This is a genomic window from Flavobacteriales bacterium, assembly GCA_020635795.1.
GTDB lineage: Bacteria > Bacteroidota > Bacteroidia > Flavobacteriales_E > Vicingaceae > Vicingus.
The window spans coordinates 1,511,733-1,529,626 of record JACJZD010000001.1; the positions used below are offsets into that span (position 1 = coordinate 1,511,733).

Here is a 17,894-nt window from a genome sequence, read left to right on the forward strand (position 1 = left end):
ACTATTCTTTAATGTTTTGGGCTTCAATCTCTGATTTTTTCACGCTTTTTGAATAGTCTACATTAAAATTAAATTGTCCTTTATTTTTCTTGTATTCTATAATTGCTGAAGGGAAATCGGCATCAGAATCATCAACTCCTTCACGTTTTTTTATCAACTCCATTACAAACATAAAGGGTTCAGCACCTTTATCACCCTCAAAGGTTGAAATGGCTATACGCTTTGGCAAATAACCTTCTTTAACCAGCTCTAAGGTATAATATTTCTGCAATTTTAAATCGTATGAGAATTTTTTTTGCCCAAGAAACAGTAGAGATTAAGTTATTCTCTTCATAAAGATTTATGGTAACATCTTTCATGTTTTTATTCTCTTCGTCAACCATGTAACCAGAGAAATTAACTTGAGCTTGAATAAAGCTTAAACTAGCCAAACACATTGCAATTAAAAATAATTTTTTCATGATTCCGCTAATAAATTTATTACTGTAACAGTTTTATACGTGAACAAACTATTTAAGGTTGCACAAAATATTAATAATCAAACTATTTACGTAATAATACTTAATCGTTTTATTTAGGAAAGTCATTTATACCACTCATCACAACAAAACTACCATTGGTATAAATTGAAATAAACACATAATAAAGAAGCGTATTTTTGAACAAAAATGTTCAAATGAAAAACATCGCATTTACACTACTTATTTTAAGTAGCACACTTGGCTGGTCGCAAAACAACTCTGGACTAGTTAAATACCAAGAAGTTATTAATACCAAACCCGATTTACAAAAAGCTGAAGAGCAAGGTTGGGCTGAATGGGCAAGCATGGTTCCCGATTCTGTAGTGTTTTATAAAAAGTTATTGTTTAACGAAACTACTTCTAGTTTCAGTATTTTACCCATGGAAGAAGATCCTAATGAGCAAAATATGGTAAAAATGATGATGCGACGTTACGCCAATCCAAATAACGAAACCTATACCAATACCGAAACAGGGAAATTTATTGAGAAAAAAGACTTTATGGGTAAAACCTTTCTAATTAAAGGAAAACCTGAAGAAGTAAAGTGGAAAATGACTGGCGAAATGAAGCAAATAATGAATTACCCATGTATGAAAGCCACTTTTGAAGACTCTACAGGAGTTGTTGATGCTTGGTTTACCATGGAAATTCCTACTTCAACTGGGCCAGAAAAATACAGCAACTTACCAGGTTTAATTTTAGAACTATATATTGCTAAAGAAAAAAGAACCTTAACTGCTATTGAACTCGATTTAAAAGAAGTAAAAGCCGACGAGTTTGTTGAACCAAGTAGCGGTAAAGAAGTTACACGTGAAGAATTTTACAAAATTGTAAAAGAAAAAATGGAAGAAATGAAAAAAAGCGGCGGATGGGGCGGCATGGGAGGTAGAGGTCATTAAGCCATAACATCATGTTAAAAATCATTTCTTTATTATCCATTCTTTTTATTGGATTAAACACCGTTCAGTCGCAAACCTATAATTTTAAAGGGCGAGTTAAAGACAAAACAGCTGAAACCACCATGCCCGGAGCAACAATAATGTTGTTAAATAAAGCCGACTCCACTTTTTACAAGTACAGCATTACCAATGCAGACGGTGAGTTTCAAATTAAGCAAGTAAAGGCAGGTGCGTTTATTTTGCAAATCTCTTTTATTGGTTACGAAACCTTTTACCAACCCATAACCGTTAATGAAAATACAGCACCTGAAACTGATTTAGGTGATTTAGGTTTAAGCACTAAAACAGAGCTCATTAAAACGGTTGAAATTCAAGATGAACTTATACCCATTATCATAAAAAAAGATACCATTGAGTACAACGCCGATGCCTTTAAAACTCAACCCGATGCAAGTGTTGGCGATTTATTGAAAAAACTACCAGGTGTTGAAGTAAGTAAAGATGGAACAGTAAAAGCCCAAGGCGAAAATGTAAAAAAAATATTGATTGATGGTAAACAGTTTTTTGGCGACGATACCAAATTAGCTACCGAAAACCTGCCTGCCGATATGGTAAAAAAAGTTCAGGTTTACGACGACCAATCAGACATGTCGAAAATGACTGGTATTGACGATGGCGACCGCTCGAAAACCATTAACTTAAAACTAAAAAAAGACCGTAAAAAAGGATTGTTTGGTAATGTAGAAGTTGGCGGTGGTGTTGATGATGATGTAAATGCCATGTACGAAAACCGTTTTAACATCAACAAGTTTAAGGAAGACATGCAATTATCGACCTTGGGGATGATTAACAACACCAACAAACAAGGTTTTTCTTACAGAGATTATATCAACTTTGTTGGAGGAGCACAAAATGCCATGGGTGGCGGAGGCTTTAGAAACTTAGCCAACAACAGTAATGGTGTGCCTATTAGCTCGGGAAGTACCAACGATGGTTTAACCGAAACCTTTGCTGGTGGTGTAAATTTAAATTATGATTTTACTCCAGAAAAAACCTTGTCGGGAAACTATTTTTACAATCAATTGGATAAAGACATTGTTAGTGTTACCAACCGACAATACATTAACTCTAGCGATTCATTAAACTACAAATCGCTCATCAACAACAACGAAAATCAATTTAACCGAAACCACCGTTTAAATTTAAAATATGTACAGAAAATAGATTCTACACAAGATTTAACCCTTTCTGGAAACTTTACTTTCTCTGATGGTAGAAACAACAACTACACCACCAACGACAACATTAATTTCGATGCGTTTTACTTGAACAGAAGTAGCTCCAACAACAAATCGACAGGTGATGATGTTTCGGGGAATGGAAACATCCTTTATGGTAAAAGATTCCAAAAACAAGGACGTTCATTGGTAACCAATTTGGCTTTAGGCAATTTTGCCAACCAAAAAGATTATACCATTTCTACTTACAATACATTTTTTGTTAGAGACACTACTATGTTGCAAACTCAAGACGAGTTTAACAACCAATTTAATTACAACGGAAAAATATCGTACACCGAACCTTACGCCAAAAGCAAGTATTTAGAATTGAGTTACCAACGTAGCAACATCCAAACCGAATACAAAAAAGACTTTTTTGATGTAGATGCATTTACCAACAACCGAAACTTTAATAATCGTTTAAGTTTAAATTACATCAATACCTTTGTTTTTGACCAATATGGCATAGGCACCAAAATGATACTTGGTAAAGCCAACGTAACTACTGGTGTTGGTTTTCAACATTCTGATTTGAGTGGAGAAATAAAAACAACCAATGCCAGCGTGGGTAAAACCAATTGGAACGTGTTGCCCAATTTAAAAATTAACTACCAAATGGCAAGCACGGGTAGAATTACTTTCGATTATAGCACCAATGTGCAACAACCAAGCATCGACCAACTACAACCAACACTTAACAATAGCAATCCCTTGAATCTATACCAAGGTAATCCTGATTTAAAATCGGAATACAACCACAATGTAGTTGCACGTTTGATGCGTTTTAATCAATTTACTTTTACCAATGTTTTTGCCATGCTTAGTGGTAATTACACCCAAAACAAAATAACCAACTCGCAAAACATCAGCAACAATTTTGTTACTACCACTACTCCAATAAATGTTGATTACGATTACTTTATAACTGGTTATTTGTATTTTGGAACTCCTATCCGACCCATAAAAAGCAAAATAAACCTCGGTGCAAACTCATCGTACAACAAAAGCATTGTGTTTATTAACACCATACGAAACAATGTTGACCGTGTTAGCCATTCGTTTGACTTAAGTTTAGAAAACCGTAACAAAGATGTGGTGGATGCTAAAATTGGAACAAAAATATCGTTTAACAATACGGCATATTCCGAAAACACTACTTTAAACCAAGATTACATTTCTACACAGTATTACGCCGATTTGTTTGTTGAGTTTTTGAAAAAATACACCTTTAACACCTCTGCCGAGTACACCGTTTATTCAGGTAATCAGTTCACCAATAACCCACGAATACCCATTTGGAAAGCCTTTTTATCTCGTAAGTTCTTAAAGGGCGATGCTGGGTTAATTAAGTTTTCGGTGTACGACATCTTTAACCAAAACATTGGTATTAACCGTACCAGCCAGTTTAATTACATTGAAGACCAACGTGTAAACTCTTTGGGCAGGTATTATTTGGTAAGTGTATCGTATAAGATTACTCGATTTGGCGGTAAAAAGAAAAAAACGACCGAAGAAACTAACTAATCATTCGTTATTTTTGCACACCTAACTTAAAAATGAAATTATGAAAAATGTAAAAACTATTTTAGTTGCTGCTGCTTTAGTAGCTACAACAAGCATATTTGCTCAAATTGAATCGCCACAACCTAGCCCAACGGCTACCATTAAACAAAAAGTGGGTTTAACCGATGTGGAAGTAACTTACTCTAGACCAGGGGTTAAAGACCGTGTAATTTTTGGCGATTTAGAAAAATACGATGTATTGTGGAGAACAGGTGCTAACGCTACAACTAAAGTCAAATTTAGCGATGCAGTAAAAATAAACGGAACAGGAATACCTGCAGGAGAATATTCGTTGTTTACCATTCCTGGAAAAGACGAATGGACGATAGTGTTTAATAAAAACTTGACTTTGTGGGGAACTGCTGGTTACAAAGAAGAAGAAGATGTTGCTCGTTTTAATGTAAAAGCAAGCAAATTGAACGATAAAATAGAAACCCTTACCATCGATTTTAGCGATTTTACTTTTGGTGGTGCTAAAATGTACTTGAAATGGGAAAATACCATGGTGGCTTTCCAAATTGAAACCAATGCTACCGAGCAGGTAGAAAAACAAATTAAGACACAACTGATTGACGGACCAAGTGCAGGTTCTTATGCTGCTGCTGCACGTTTTTATTTAGAAAACGGAAAAGACCTGACACAAGCACTTACGTGGATGAACAAAGCGGTTGAAAAACGACCTGAAGCATTTTGGTATATACACCAACAAGCACAAATTTTAGCTAAAATGGGTAAAAACAAGGAAGCCATTGCTGCTGCCGAAAAATCAATGAAAATGGCTAAGGAAAACAAAGATGGTGATTTTGGATACGTTGCCAACAACGAAAAATTGATTAAAGAATTACAAGGTAAAAAGTAATATTTTTATTTATAATAACAAAAAAGGGGGAGTCAATTGGCTGCCTCTTTTTTTGTTTTTAAACCATACCAAGTATTTAATAAAGATTTAGTTTATATTTGATACAAGATAGATATGACGAATTATTTACTTTTATCATATCTATCTCTACTAAAATAGGTAGATATGTATGATTAAGTCATACATATAAATAAGTTATGTACAATTTTAAATGACAAACAATGAAATACATTGAACCAACAGTATTATCACGTTCCTTCACATGTCCGCATTGTGGGACAATTTCAATGCAAGACTGGTGGGTAAGAAATTGGAGTGGCAATCAACATCCACATAACAACGACTATAATCCATTACGAGTCGGGACATGCCAACATTGCCAAAAGAATACTTTGTGGGTAATGACAACAATGTATTATCCTGACAACGGAAACGCTCCTTTCCCAAATCCCGAAATGCCAGAAAGTGTAAAAAAATTATACACTGAAGCATCGGCAATCCATATGAAATCCCCAAGAGGTGCAGCAGCTCTTTTGCGACTTGGAATACAGGTATTATGCAACGAACTCGGAGAACCTGGGAAAAACATTAATACAGACATTGCTAGTTTAGTGAAAAAGGGACTTCCAGAAATCGTTCAACAGTCTTTAGATATTGTTCGGGTAACTGGAAATGACGCTGTTCATCCGGGAAAAATTGACACAGATAACCCTCAAACTGTTGGACAACTTTTTGAACTTACAAATATTATTGTTGAATACATGATTGCATTACCCAAAAAAGTTAGTGGCATTTATAAAGCACTACCTGCGGACAAAGTTGGGGCAATAAAAGACAGAGATAAAAAATAAAAACTGTGCATAACATCGGTTTGGCGTTACTTCGAAATCAATATTTTTTTGGTGGTGGTTTTTGTATCATCTGTTAATCGTACAAAATAAATACCGTTGGTTAAATCGGTGGTGTTTAACACATATTTTGCATAAACGTTGGTAATGTTTTTAGTCAACATTACTTTACCCACCACATCCAACACCTCTAATTTTTCAAAATTGTATTCGCCCGGCCACTCTAAAGTAACACCGGTACTCGCAGGGTTGGGGTAAACAATTAACGATGCAGATGGTAAAATTTCGCTTATGGCTGTACCCCCACATTTGTTTGATGATAACAACGAAACCCTCGCCGTATTTAAAAACGACCACATTCTGTCTTTTTGCCCCTTGGTAAACATGTTCATACAAGCATCGGTAGAGTAATCCATGTAGTTTTCTAACATATCTGGCGGGTCGTAACCGTTCCAAAAAGGCTCTAAAGCATCATCACAGGTATTGTTGGTTAAGGTACAAATTTGTTGCGAAGCTGCGGCTGCATTAGGTGTATCATAAACATAATCGGTAGAATCGCAATCGCCATCACCCCAAATGTGTCGTAATCCAAAATAGTGTCCTATTTCGTGGCTGGCTGTTCTTCCTAAATTGGCTGGGTCGGCGGCAGCATCCCAAGGTCGGTAACCAGTATGTTGGTAAGTTAACACCAAACCATCAGTTAAAGGATTGTCGCCCGGAAATTGAGCATAACCCAGAACCAAAGGAGAGCCATTAAAATACATATCACACACCCAAATATTTAAATAATCGGAAGCAGGCCAAGGATTAACACCACCAGTAGTATCACTTTTTACTTTATTATCAAAAGGTGAAAAAGAAAAATCGTTAGCAGTTGTTGTAACTCTATTTATACCTGTGGTAAAATTACCAAGAGGGTCAACATTGGCTAAACAAAATTGGATTTCAACATCGGCAGCCAATGAGTCAAATTCTGCTCTGGTGTTAACGGTATCAGGGTTTGTTCGTCGGTAATCTTCGTTCATTACACGCAATTGCGAATAAATAATAGAATCAGGAACATTTTGTGCAGGAATAGAAGGATTGTAAACCACATGAAACACTACTGGTATAGTTGCCACTGTTTTTTTAGCTGTTGGATTGTTGTTTAACCAGTTTTTAGCAAGTTGCTCCGCTTGAAATCTACTTATAGCTAAAGAAGGATTGTTTTCTAACATTTTATTGTGGTTGTGCATGGTACCACATTTTTCAAGTGTTTGAGCAAAAGTTGTACTCATTACCACTATTAAAGCCATTACAGCAATAGATAATTTTTTCATAATCAACTTGTTTAAGTTTTAGTTTGGCTAAAATAAATAAAAATGAATTTTATCTAGCATCATTTTTACCAGTGGCAAATAAAAAGTTTAAATGGGAAGGTTATTTAACAAAGCACATTGTTTTTGTTTATTTTAACTCGTTTCACGTGTTTTTAACTCATTATAAATTTAAAAACTGTTTTAATTCTTGGTACCTCAACCTACTAACACTTAACTTAATATTTCCATTTAAAATGACTTGGTAATTGTCTTTTCCAAATTTTTCAATTTTTGTTAATTCATCTACATTAATAATAAAAGAACGATGTATTCGAACAAACTTTGAAGCATCTAACTGTTCTTCTAAAACCTTCATTGTAATATGCTTTAAATGTTTACCTGTACGAGTATAAATCATCACATAATCATCTTCTGATTCGAAATAAATAATATCATTAATTGGAATAACCACAACATTATTAGATGATTTTACCACAATTTTATTTATTGCAGTAGATTTTAATACATGGTTTTTTAATTGCTCGATATTATTTGATGTTTTAGTACCAACCTTACTTAAAGCTTGTTTAAACCGTTCTTTAGAAAATGGCTTTAATAAATAATCAACCGCATTTAATTCAAATGCCTTGATAGCAAATTCGTCATAAGCAGTGGTAAATATTATTTTTGGATATTCATCCAACAATTCTAGTAATTCTATACCTGTTAGTTTAGGCATTTGCACATCTAAAAAAACGATATCTGGTTTTAACTCATTAATGGCTTTTAAACCCGAAAAACCATTATCAAATTCTCCAATTAGTTCAATATCTTTTTCTGAACTCAAAAAATTTTTAATTAAATCTCTTGCCAATGGCTCATCTTCAATTATAATTGCTTTTAGCTTTGTCATTATTGAGGGATTTTTATGTTAAGCTTAAATAAATGTTGGCTTTTTTCTGTAGTTAATAAATCACGCTTTCTATATATTAAAAACAATCGTTCTTGAATATTTTTAAGTCCAATACCTTCTCCTTTTGTTTGTTTTGCTGATGCATCATAATCGTTTACAACTGTAATAAACAAGGTATTATCTTCAATCTTTGTATCCATAACTATAGCAATAGGTTCAACACTTTCATAAACACCATGTTTTATAGCATTCTCAAAAATTGGTTGTAATATCATTGCTGGAACTTTAGCTGTTAAATAATTATTGTTAATGTTTAGTTTAAAATCTAAACGCTTTCCAAACCTTATTTTTTCAATTTCTAAATACAATTTGATGTTATCTAACTCCATACCCATAGTGGTTACTTGCTCATTTTCATTGCTTAATGCATAGCGTAAATACTCAGAAAGTTTTATAATCATGTCTTGAGCTTTTTCGGGGCTAGTTATGGTTAAGGAACTTATCGAGTTCAAACTATTGAACAAAAAATGTGGGTTAATTTGATTTTTTAAGGCACTCAATTCTACTTCTTTAAGTACGGTTTTAAGTTTAAACTCTTGTTTTATTCGTTCTTGATTATCTTGGTAAAATACAACCACATAATATACTAGAATAAATGCTAAATAGTAAAAAATGCCACTTATAATCCGCCAAGGAAATGAACCTTCTAAAAACAATAAATAAAAATCGTCAGAAACAGCATATTTTAAAATTAAGTAGCCACTAATTAACCATAAGCCAATAATTATTAATGATGATACAAGGTGACTGGCAAAAAGTGCAACAAAATTTTTACTCGTTTTATTGTATCGAACTACATACCATAAGCTGATTCCTAAAAAAGCAAAAAAAATGTTGAACAACAAGCTATCTACAATTGCAATTTTTATCGAAATATGATAATACCAATGTAAAACAGCAAAGTGTGCTCCAATAATAATGAACCACACTGCTGCATAATTTAATAAGTACTTTTTGTTGCTGGTTATTGGGTTTAACATAAGTATTTAAAAGTAGCAGAAATTAATAACTTTTTACTTCTCCACCACCAAAAATATTTACTCCTTTTATTATCAATACTTTACTTGAGTCGCTACCAACCACGTTTCTTTTATCATCAAAACCTCCAAAAATTGAGGTTACATCAACACGAACATCCCAATCGTTTGGTACAATAACTTCTAACCCACCAAACATGGTAAACACATCAACAACACACTCTTTTTCAATAATATTTGCTGAAGTTAAATCCAATTCGCTTCCTCCAAAAATACTGGTTACTTTACCGCCAATAAAATTTTCGGAAGTTATCTTTCTTTTTCCTCCGCCCATAAATGTTAACAAATCAATAAAATTTTCTGAAGAGCCCATTTTTTTAGGGAAATTATGCCTGTTTCTTGCAGTAATCATTACTAAACCGATGGCAATAAATATGGCTGGCCAAAACATGTTTTTAACTTCAAAAGGAATGTCAAACATTTTAGGAAGAATAAAAAAAGTTCCTATTGTGATTAAAATTAATCCTGAACGAAAATTTTGCTTGGTGTAAATATTTATTGTTCCTATAACAATAAGTAACATTTGCCATGAAATAATGATATGGCTAATACTAGCAGGTATAACATTTAGTTTTTTTGCAATTAATACTGCTCCGACAATTATAAAAATGATTCCTACTAATGATCTCTTTTTGCTTTTGTATTCGTATTTTTTTTCTGTTGGTTCCATTATTTTAAGTTTTAAAATTTATAGACCAAAAGTATGTCAGACATTTTACTTATGAAATAACTATTAGGTAACTGGTAGTAAATTTTCGGTAAAGTGTGCTTTTTCAGTTTGAACTGAGTTGTTTTGAATATGTTATTATCGAATAATAAACAATTTAAATTTTAACCTTGACTTTAATACAAGTATTGTTAATTTTATAGGGTATAAAAAAGATAATCACATGTCGTTAAAACAATCGTTAAGCTTTAAACTACAACAGAAACTTTCGCCACAGCAAATTCAGTTAATGAAACTGTTGCAACTGCCTACCATTGCCTTAGAACAACGTATTAAGGAAGAGATGGAAAGTAATCCTGCTTTAGAAGAAGGCAACGAAGATGAATTGGAAGAAGATTTTGGTTACGACCAAGATGATGATTACGACAAAGAAGAACCTACAGAAGCAGAAAAAGAATTTAATTTTGACGATTACATTAACGACGACGAAACCCCATCGTACAAACTAAACACCAACAACCACAGTGCTGATGATGAAGACAGACAAATCCCATTAAGTGGAGGTGCAACTTTTCACGAATTGCTAGAAGCACAACTTACCCTATTTGATTTTGATGAAGAAGATTACGAGATTGCGCATCATTTAATTGGAAGTTTAGACGATTCAGGTTATTTGCGTAGAGATTTAAACTCAATAGTAGATGATTTAGCCTTTACACAAAACATTATTACCGATTTACCTCACTTAAAAAGCATTTTAAAAATTATACAACAATTCGACCCACCAGGTGTTGGTGCCGAAACTTTACAAGAATGTTTGTTGTTGCAGATAAAACGTAAAAAAGGACATTCGTTGGTACTGCTAAACGCTAAAGAAATTTTAGAAAAGTACTTTGATGAGTTTACCAAAAAGCACTATGATAAAATAATTGAGCGCTTGAATATTTCTGAAGAAGATTTAAAAGAAGTGATTGATGAAATATTAAAGCTAAACCCAAAACCAGGCAATTCGTTAAGTGAATCGTTAAAAGTAGTTCAACACATTATTCCCGATTTTATTTTAAACGTATACGATGGTGTTATTGATGTGCAATTGAACAGCCGTAATGCACCTGAATTAAAGGTTAGCCGTGAGTATTCTGACATGATGCAAGGTTATAAAGATTCAAAAGAAAAGCCAAGCAAATCTCAAAAGGATGCCTTGATGTTTGTTAAGCAAAAGTTAGATTCTGCCAAGTGGTTTATTGATGCCATTAAGCAACGACACGACACCTTAATGCTAACTATGGAAGCGATTATTCAGTATCAAAAGGATTACTTCTTGGAAGGCGACGAAACCAAAATAAACCCCATGATTTTGAAAGACATTGCAGAAGAAATAAACATGGATATTTCAACTGTTTCGAGAGTAGTAAACAGCAAGTATGTTCAAACTCCTTACGGTACTTTTTTACTAAAAACATTCTTTTCTGAGTCGTTAAGTACCGATAGTGGCGAAGAAGTTTCGAGTAGAGAAGTGAAGAAAATTTTACAAGATGCAATTGAAGATGAAAACAAAAAAAGACCTTTAACCGACGATAAATTATCGAAATTATTAAACGACAAAGGGTATAACATTGCCCGAAGAACTGTTGCAAAATATCGTGAGCAATTAAACATACCCGTTGCTAGAATGAGAAAAGAATTGTAACATGAACGAACAGTATAAAACAATAGCAAAAATTTTCTCGTACATTTTTCATCCTTTAATTATTCCAACCTTAGGAATGATGATTATTTTCAACACCAACTCGTATGTAAACTTTGCCATACCTTTCGAACTAAAAAAAGCGGTAACTATTCTGGTAGGATTAAGCACTTTTATTATCCCATCGTTAATGACCTTACTATTACTTAATCGTGGTTATATTAAATCGGTAGAAATGGAAACAACCAAAGAGCGAATTTTACCTTATGGTTTTACCATCGTTTTTTACTTTTTTACCATTTACATGATGTTAAAAGCACCTATTCCACCCATCATTTTTAATTTTATGATAGGAGCATTAGTATCTGTAATACTTGCCTTTATTATTAATTTAAGATGGAAAATAAGTGCCCACATGACTGGTATGGGAGGATTAACAGGTGCATTAATTGCAATATCATTTTTGCTAAGTGTTAATTTAATTCCATTTATTGCCTTAGCTATTTTAATTAGTGGTTTAGTAGCCTCTTCGCGATTAATCTTAAATGCACACGATCCTCTCCAATTGGTTGCAGGTTTCTTTCTTGGTATTTTTTGTCAGGTTTTTTCTATCTATTTTTAATATTCGATTAATTAGATAAAAAAATAACCACATAGTAACATAGGTTATACAATCTAAAGAATACATAAACCAATCATAGCATTCTCCGATATATCGGAGAAACATCTACTGTTTGGCTAAAAATGGTTGTAGTGGATATGTAAAATACGATGTTTCTATGTGGTAAAAATAATGGTGTAAGACGAAAAATAAATAACTCCATAAAAAAAGCCCTACCAAGGTAGAGCTTTTCATATTTATGATGTTAATTTTTCAATACTCATCCTCATTAAAGAAAAAATCTTCTTTACTCGGATAATCTGGCCAAATCTCTTCAATACTGTCAAAAGTTTCGCCTTCGTCTTCTAATTCTTGTAAATTTTCAACAACTTCTAAAGGTGATCCTGTTCTTATAGCGAAATCTATCAACTCATCTTTAGTAGCAGGCCAAGGTGCGTCTTCTAGGTGAGATGCAAGTTCTAACGTCCAATACATAATTTAATTTATTTAAAAAATTAATACTTTATTTCTTATCCAGCCTATTAATTTCGGTCTGCTTAAGATTTACGCAAAAATAGATTTTTTGTTCACACTTGCAACACTAAAATATTCACAATTGTTAATAACTTCAATAAAAGTTAAAAATCAGCCTACATACGGGCTTTCCAAGGTATTTCATTTGCCTTATTATCTTGAGTAAGTTTACGGGATAAAACAAATAAATAATCGGATAATCTGTTCAAGTATTTAACTACAAGTGCTGAAACATCTTCCAATTCAGATAAGTGAACAGTAAGTCTCTCAGCTCTTCGGCAAACACAACGTGCAATGTGACAATAAGAAACGGTTGGATGACCACCAGGTAATACAAACGAACGCATTTCAGGCAAAACCTCGTTCATTTTATCAATTTCGTTTTCTAGCAAAGTAATATCTTCTTCAAACAATTGAGGCACTTTTACTTTTTCGTTTCCAGGCTCTGTGGCTAACATTGAACCCAAGGTAAAAAGTCTATCTTGAATTTCAATTAAAACATCAAAAGTGTTTTTATCAATTTTTTGGTCACGAATAAGCCCAATGTATGAGTTTAACTCATCTACTGTACCATAAGACTCTATTCTAATATGGTGTTTGGACACTCTTTTCCCACCAAATAAAGAAGTAGTCCCTTTGTCGCCTGTTTTCGTATATATTTTCATAGCAGTATCATCTAAAATAAATCTATTCAAAAATATTCATTTAATCGCTAACCATAGCGCTCTAAAGTGTAATTTTGCCATATGATTACAAACGAACAAGTAAAAGAACTAGTGAATCGCCTGGCTGCGTTGAGGGGGTACCTTTGACGTTGATGCCAAATTAATTCAGTTAGAAGAAGAGAATCAAAAAACTCAAGACCCTAATTTTTGGGACGACCCAAAAGAAGCTGAAAAACAACTTAAAGTAGTACGAAACATTAAAGTATGGACCGATGGTTACCAGCAAGTAGCCTCTTTGGTAGATGATTTGACTGTACTTTATGATTTTTATAAGGAAGAAGGCGCTACCGAAGAAGAAGTTCAACAACAATATGATTTAGCTTTAGCCCAAATTGAAGATTTAGAGTTTAAAAACATGTTGAGTGCTGAAGAAGATGCTTTAAGTGCTGTTTTACAAATAACTGCTGGTGCAGGTGGTACCGAAAGTTGTGATTGGTCGTCGATGCTTTACCGAATGTACACCATGTGGGCAGAAAAAAATGGCTACAAAATAAAAATACTCGATTTTCAGGATGGTGATGTTGCTGGAATAAAAACGGTTACCATGGAAATTGAAGGAGAATTTGCTTTTGGCTACCTTAAAGGTGAAAATGGCGTGCATCGACTAGTTCGTGTTAGCCCATTCAACTCACAAGGCAAACGTATGACATCCTTTTCATCGGTTTACATTTACCCATTAATTGATGAAAGCATAGAAATAAACATTAATCCTGCTGATATTACTTGGGATTTTGCTCGTTCGGGTGGAGCTGGTGGTCAAAATGTAAACAAGGTTGAAACCAAAGTGTTGCTACGACATTTACCAACAGGAATTATGATTACCAATTCCGAAACACGTTCCCAGTTGCAAAACAGAGAAAAAGCCATGCAATTGTTAAAATCGCAGCTTTACGAAATAGAGATGCGTAAAAAATTGGAAGCTCGTAGTGAAATTGAAGCCGACAAAAAGAAAATTGAATGGGGTTCTCAAATAAGAAGTTACGTATTGGACGACAGGCGCGTTAAAGACCACAGAACAGGCTTTACAGTAAACGACCCTGACAAAGTACTAGATGGCGATTTAGATGGCTTCTTAAAGGCTTATTTGATGGAATTTAGTAATGTGTAAAAAATTCTCGATACGATTTAATTCTGTTACCACTCCATTAAACCTACTCGAACGGACAAAAAGAATGTTTAAAGTAAACTCTCAATAATTTTTTCGATAGAATACCCATCAGCTTCGGCTTTGTAATTTCTTACAATACGATGACGGAGTATTGGTTCTGCAACTGCTTTTACATCTTCAATGTCTGGAGAGTATTTGCCATTTATGGCAGCATGGCACTTTGCTCCTATTACTAAATATTGTGAAGCTCTTGGTCCCGCTCCCCAACTTAAATAATCGTTAACCATTGTATTGGCATATTCGCTTCCTGCACGAGTGCTAGATGCTAATTTAACCGCATATTCTATTACATTATCGGTTACCGGAATTTTACGAATAAGATTTTGGAAATAAACAATTTCCTCAGCATTCATAATTTTATTTAATTGAGAGGTTGAATCTACTGTTGTACTTTTTACTATAGCCAATTCCTCTAAGTATAATGGATAATCTACCCAAATATTAAACATAAACCTATCCAATTGAGCTTCTGGTAATGGATATGTTCCTTCTTGTTCGATTGGGTTTTGAGTAGCCAACACAAAAAATGGGTGTTCTAATTTATATTGATGACCAGCAGCAGTAACCGTTTTTTCTTGCATTGCCTCTAATAAAGCCGATTGCGTTTTAGGAGGAGTACGGTTAATCTCATCAGCTAAAATAATATTAGCAAACAATGGTCCTTTTATAAATTTAAAGTTTTTGTTTTCATCTAAAATTTCAGAACCAATAATGTCAGATGGCATTAAATCGGGGGTAAACTGAATACGATTAAACTTTAATCCCAACGAATCAGAAATGGTATTAATCAATAAAGTTTTTGCCAAACCAGGAACACCAACCAACAAACAATGCCCGCGGCTAAAAATAGAAATCAACACTTTTTTAATTACTTCGTCTTGTCCAACAATTACCTTAGATATTTCTTTGGTTAACTCATTGTATTTAACCACAAAAGCATCTAATGCTTCAACTTCCGATTTGTATTGGTTTTCTGCCATTTATTTTAGATAATTAGGTGATTAAAATTACAAAAAGTTATTGATTGGTCCAGTTATTTTGAAATTCACAATTTTTGTATTCATCTTCTATCTTAACATAAGTAGAAGCTAATTTTGTTTTTATCCATTTATTTGTTGCTTCGTTATGTTTTGTAGATAAAGCAGCTTCTTGAATTTTGGCATAATCTGTTTCAAAACTAGCTTTGTGAGGATCAGTTTTACTTATTAACTTTAAAATTCGGTAACCTTTTTTACCATCAAACGATTCAGCTGGAACAGGTTTTGATATTTCTCCTGCTTTCATGTTTTCAACAATGTAATAAATTTGAGGGTCAACTTGGTCAATTTCAAAAACTGCTGTTCCGGTTTGTGGATTCACCATAACTCCATCACTCTTTTTGGTTTTATCATCGTTAGAATATTTTAAAGCCAACTGCCCAAATGAAAGCGTATCGGTAAAAATTAAATTGTATACACTATCGGCTAAAACTTTTGCTTTCTTAATTTCTTCTTCATCGTCTTTAATTTTAATTAAAATATGACGACAATTCATTTTCTGACCTCGACGTTCAATCAACTGAATAATATGAAATCCAAATTGAGATTCTACAATTTCTGTTACTGTTGTTGAGTTTTTTAATTTAAAAGCTGCTACTGAAAATTCAGGCACTAAATCGGCTCGCCCCATAAATCCAAGCTCTCCACCTTTTTTTGCAGAGCCTTCATCCTCAGAATACAACACAGCTAACGTAGAAAACTGTTCTCCTTTTATAATTCTTTCACGAATGGTATTCAAGCGGTCACGAGCAATTTCACGAGCATCTTTACCTTGTTTTGCATTAATTAATATTTGAGCAACTTCAATTTCCGAATTAATCATGGGGATACTATCTTCTGGCAACGAGTTAAAAAAATCTTTAACTTCTTTAGGTGTTACTTTTACTCCAGAAGTAATTGAAGATTGCATCATTTGTCCAATTAATTGCTCTTGTACAATATCTCTCAACTCATCCTTAATTTCCTTGATTGGTTTTTTATAATACTGCTCCAATTTTTTTTCTGAACCAATTTGAGAAATAAAATAATTAAGTCTTCTATTCATTTCTCCATCAACCTGTGCATCGGTTACCGAAACACTATCAATAACGGCATGATGAAGTAATAATTTTTGATACAACAGTTCCTCCATAATCTGACACTTGCTTTCGTTATCTATGATTATTCCTTGAGACTTTAAAGAAACGAGCTGATTTTCCAACTCCGACTTTAAAATGATTTTATCGCCAACTACAGCAATAATACCATCTACAACAGTACCTTCTTGAGCAATTAAGCTAAGATTAGTGGTTAGTAAAACGAATACTAACCAATATTTAATTGCTTTTAATTTTTGTATCATATATTTCGATGTCTTTCTTATTTAATGCTTGTTCGTATAAATCATTTTTTACTTGATTTAATAGTTTTAATTTTCTTTTATTGATAATCATACTCTTGATGTTGTCCGTTTCAAAACTTAACGGCGACACTTCTTTTTCCAATTTGAAATCAATAAAATGAATAAAGTGCATGGACAAAGAATCTTCCAATACTACACTTTTATTGTTTCTTAAAAAATTACCATCAATATTTGTTGCGTTTGGCACCTCTTTTCTAATTTCATTTAGCTGTATCCATTCGTTGTCGTTAAAATGAAATTGTTCAGCATACTGATGAGCCAATTCTTTTAATTTATTTAATTCAACGCTGTCTTTTGACGTATAGTATTTTCGAATTTTTTTTAAGTTCGGTGCGTTTTTAGAAACCTTTAAATAACGTACTTTTACAATGTCATTTTTAAGTACAAAAACTTGATGGTTGTCTTGATAATATGCTGCAATTTCATCATTACTCACATTGGTATCTAAAATTTCTGTTATCAATTGATTTTCGTACGAGTAAATCAATAATGTTTTTCTATAATCTTGGATTTGTTTCTCAAAGTCACGTTGCTCATCCTTTAAATTTAGTTCTGCTTTTTCTAATACCAATTGCTCCTTAATCCAATTTTGGATAAAATTATTTGCAATCAACAAACTGTCTTCTTTAGAAGCATCTTTTGGTATTATATCAGCAACATCTGACTGGTTAAGAAAAATAGTTCCAACCCTCGCAACAGCATTATCTTCAACCTCAATTTTATTGAAATAATCGCACGAAACAATTAGCCCAAAAAGAACAAAACCAACAATGTATTTGAACCTTTTTAACATTA

General features: G+C 33.2%; 18 protein-coding genes. 7 read left to right on the forward strand and 11 right to left on the reverse strand.

From position 1 onward, the window contains the following. Position 1 precedes the first annotated feature (1 nt). Positions 2 to 271: a hypothetical protein gene (locus H6589_06645; GenBank protein MCB9174268.1), complete on the reverse strand. Its 270-nt coding sequence runs from the start codon at positions 269 to 271 to the stop codon at positions 2 to 4. Further along, complete coding sequence (locus tag H6589_06650; protein ID MCB9174269.1) at positions 240 to 461, reverse strand: hypothetical protein; 222 nt, start codon at positions 459 to 461, stop codon at positions 240 to 242. The genes H6589_06645 and H6589_06650 overlap by 32 nt, the downstream gene beginning before the upstream one ends. A 215-nt stretch (positions 462 to 676) precedes the next feature. Between H6589_06650 and H6589_06655 the strand changes: the two genes are divergently transcribed. The 4 genes from H6589_06655 to H6589_06670 all read left to right on the forward strand — a co-directional run bounded on the left by H6589_06655 (position 677) and on the right by H6589_06670 (position 5,973). Continuing rightward, the gene (locus H6589_06655) at positions 677 to 1,420 is read left to right on the forward strand and encodes a GLPGLI family protein (GenBank protein MCB9174270.1); all 744 of its coding nucleotides are present in this window, start codon (positions 677 to 679) and stop codon (positions 1,418 to 1,420) included. An 11-nt stretch (positions 1,421 to 1,431) separates the two neighbouring features. Continuing rightward, the gene (locus H6589_06660) at positions 1,432 to 4,224 is read left to right on the forward strand and encodes an outer membrane beta-barrel protein (protein ID MCB9174271.1); all 2,793 of its coding nucleotides are present in this window, start codon (positions 1,432 to 1,434) and stop codon (positions 4,222 to 4,224) included. 40 nt (positions 4,225 to 4,264) lie between these two features. Then, positions 4,265 to 5,122, forward strand: a complete 858-nt coding sequence (locus H6589_06665; GenBank protein MCB9174272.1) for a DUF2911 domain-containing protein — start codon at positions 4,265 to 4,267, stop codon at positions 5,120 to 5,122. Between the two features lie 221 nt (positions 5,123 to 5,343). Then, complete coding sequence (locus H6589_06670; protein ID MCB9174273.1) at positions 5,344 to 5,973, forward strand: DUF4145 domain-containing protein; 630 nt, start codon at positions 5,344 to 5,346, stop codon at positions 5,971 to 5,973. Positions 5,974 to 5,999: 26 nt separating this feature from the next. Here H6589_06670 and H6589_06675 read toward each other — a convergent pair whose 3' ends face one another. The 4 genes from H6589_06675 to H6589_06690 form a co-directional block, all read right to left on the reverse strand. Continuing rightward, positions 6,000 to 7,289 carry a T9SS type A sorting domain-containing protein gene (locus H6589_06675; protein ID MCB9174274.1) on the reverse strand — a complete coding sequence of 430 codons (1,290 nt, stop codon included), beginning with the start codon at positions 7,287 to 7,289 and terminating at the stop codon, positions 6,000 to 6,002. Between the two features lie 160 nt (positions 7,290 to 7,449). Continuing rightward, on the reverse strand, positions 7,450 to 8,181 hold the full coding sequence (locus H6589_06680; protein ID MCB9174275.1) for a LytTR family transcriptional regulator DNA-binding domain-containing protein: 732 nt from the start codon (positions 8,179 to 8,181) through the stop codon (positions 7,450 to 7,452). After that, positions 8,181 to 9,221, reverse strand: a complete 1,041-nt coding sequence (locus tag H6589_06685) for a histidine kinase (protein MCB9174276.1) — start codon at positions 9,219 to 9,221, stop codon at positions 8,181 to 8,183. The genes H6589_06680 and H6589_06685 overlap by 1 nt, the downstream gene beginning before the upstream one ends. A 22-nt stretch (positions 9,222 to 9,243) precedes the next feature. Then, positions 9,244 to 9,948, reverse strand: coding sequence for a hypothetical protein (locus tag H6589_06690; GenBank protein ID MCB9174277.1), 705 nt, complete (start codon positions 9,946 to 9,948; stop codon positions 9,244 to 9,246). Between the two features lie 220 nt (positions 9,949 to 10,168). On the opposite strand from H6589_06690, the gene rpoN reads away from it, so the two are divergent. Further along, on the forward strand, positions 10,169 to 11,635 hold the full coding sequence (rpoN, locus tag H6589_06695; protein MCB9174278.1) for an RNA polymerase factor sigma-54: 1,467 nt from the start codon (positions 10,169 to 10,171) through the stop codon (positions 11,633 to 11,635). Position 11,636: 1 nt separating this feature from the next. Continuing rightward, positions 11,637 to 12,254: a PAP2 family protein gene (locus H6589_06700; protein MCB9174279.1), complete on the forward strand. Its 618-nt coding sequence runs from the start codon at positions 11,637 to 11,639 to the stop codon at positions 12,252 to 12,254. 252 nt (positions 12,255 to 12,506) lie between these two features. On the opposite strand, the gene H6589_06705 is transcribed toward H6589_06700, so the two are convergent. After that, a complete protein-coding gene (locus H6589_06705; GenBank protein ID MCB9174280.1) occupies positions 12,507 to 12,728 on the reverse strand; it encodes a DUF2795 domain-containing protein in 222 nt (73 codons plus the stop codon). A 155-nt stretch (positions 12,729 to 12,883) separates the two neighbouring features. After that, the gene (locus H6589_06710; GenBank protein MCB9174281.1) at positions 12,884 to 13,432 is read right to left on the reverse strand and encodes a cob(I)yrinic acid a,c-diamide adenosyltransferase; all 549 of its coding nucleotides are present in this window, start codon (positions 13,430 to 13,432) and stop codon (positions 12,884 to 12,886) included. An 81-nt stretch (positions 13,433 to 13,513) separates the two neighbouring features. Between H6589_06710 and prfB the strand changes: the two genes are divergently transcribed. Then, positions 13,514 to 14,600 (forward strand): peptide chain release factor 2 gene (gene prfB, locus H6589_06715; GenBank protein ID MCB9174282.1). Its coding sequence is split into 2 segments (ribosomal slippage): positions 13,514 to 13,576 and positions 13,578 to 14,600, totalling 1,086 coding nucleotides; the frame shifts between segments, so codons are not numbered across the junction. A gap of 68 nt (positions 14,601 to 14,668) precedes the next feature. Here the strand turns inward: prfB and H6589_06720 are convergent. From H6589_06720 to H6589_06730, 3 genes are read right to left on the reverse strand one after another with little or no spacing between them, the layout of a single operon-like run. Further along, positions 14,669 to 15,640 carry a MoxR family ATPase gene (locus H6589_06720; GenBank protein ID MCB9174283.1) on the reverse strand — a complete coding sequence of 324 codons (972 nt, stop codon included), beginning with the start codon at positions 15,638 to 15,640 and terminating at the stop codon, positions 14,669 to 14,671. A 37-nt stretch (positions 15,641 to 15,677) separates the two neighbouring features. Continuing rightward, positions 15,678 to 17,039 (reverse strand): peptidylprolyl isomerase, encoded by a 1,362-nt coding sequence (locus tag H6589_06725; protein MCB9174284.1) that lies wholly within the window; start codon positions 17,037 to 17,039, stop codon positions 15,678 to 15,680. Beyond that, entirely contained in the window at positions 17,014 to 17,892 is an 879-nt protein-coding gene (locus H6589_06730) for a hypothetical protein (protein MCB9174285.1), read from the reverse strand. Before H6589_06730 ends, H6589_06725 begins: the two co-directional genes overlap by 26 nt. Between the last annotated feature and the right edge of the window lie 2 nt (positions 17,893 to 17,894).

Bases quoted from the DNA above. Each gene is read 5' to 3' on its own strand.
- H6589_06650 (MCB9174269.1), bottom strand. From the start codon at position 461: ATGAAAAAATTATTTTTAATTGCAATGTGTTTGGCTAGTTTAAGCTTT.
- H6589_06655 (MCB9174270.1), top strand. From the start codon at position 677: ATGAAAAACATCGCATTTACACTACTTATTTTAAGTAGCACACTTGGC.
- H6589_06660 (MCB9174271.1), top strand. From the start codon at position 1,432: ATGTTAAAAATCATTTCTTTATTATCCATTCTTTTTATTGGATTAAAC.
- H6589_06665 (MCB9174272.1), top strand. From the start codon at position 4,265: ATGAAAAATGTAAAAACTATTTTAGTTGCTGCTGCTTTAGTAGCTACA.
- H6589_06670 (MCB9174273.1), top strand. From the start codon at position 5,344: ATGAAATACATTGAACCAACAGTATTATCACGTTCCTTCACATGTCCG.
- H6589_06675 (MCB9174274.1), bottom strand. From the start codon at position 7,289: ATGAAAAAATTATCTATTGCTGTAATGGCTTTAATAGTGGTAATGAGT.
- H6589_06680 (MCB9174275.1), bottom strand. From the start codon at position 8,181: ATGACAAAGCTAAAAGCAATTATAATTGAAGATGAGCCATTGGCAAGA.
- H6589_06685 (MCB9174276.1), bottom strand. From the start codon at position 9,221: ATGTTAAACCCAATAACCAGCAACAAAAAGTACTTATTAAATTATGCA.
- H6589_06690 (MCB9174277.1), bottom strand. From the start codon at position 9,948: ATGGAACCAACAGAAAAAAAATACGAATACAAAAGCAAAAAGAGATCA.
- rpoN (MCB9174278.1), top strand. From the start codon at position 10,169: ATGTCGTTAAAACAATCGTTAAGCTTTAAACTACAACAGAAACTTTCG.
- H6589_06700 (MCB9174279.1), top strand. From the start codon at position 11,637: ATGAACGAACAGTATAAAACAATAGCAAAAATTTTCTCGTACATTTTT.
- H6589_06705 (MCB9174280.1), bottom strand. From the start codon at position 12,728: ATGTATTGGACGTTAGAACTTGCATCTCACCTAGAAGACGCACCTTGG.
- H6589_06710 (MCB9174281.1), bottom strand. From the start codon at position 13,432: ATGAAAATATATACGAAAACAGGCGACAAAGGGACTACTTCTTTATTT.
- H6589_06720 (MCB9174283.1), bottom strand. From the start codon at position 15,640: ATGGCAGAAAACCAATACAAATCGGAAGTTGAAGCATTAGATGCTTTT.
- H6589_06725 (MCB9174284.1), bottom strand. From the start codon at position 17,039: ATGATACAAAAATTAAAAGCAATTAAATATTGGTTAGTATTCGTTTTA.
- H6589_06730 (MCB9174285.1), bottom strand. From the start codon at position 17,892: ATGTTAAAAAGGTTCAAATACATTGTTGGTTTTGTTCTTTTTGGGCTA.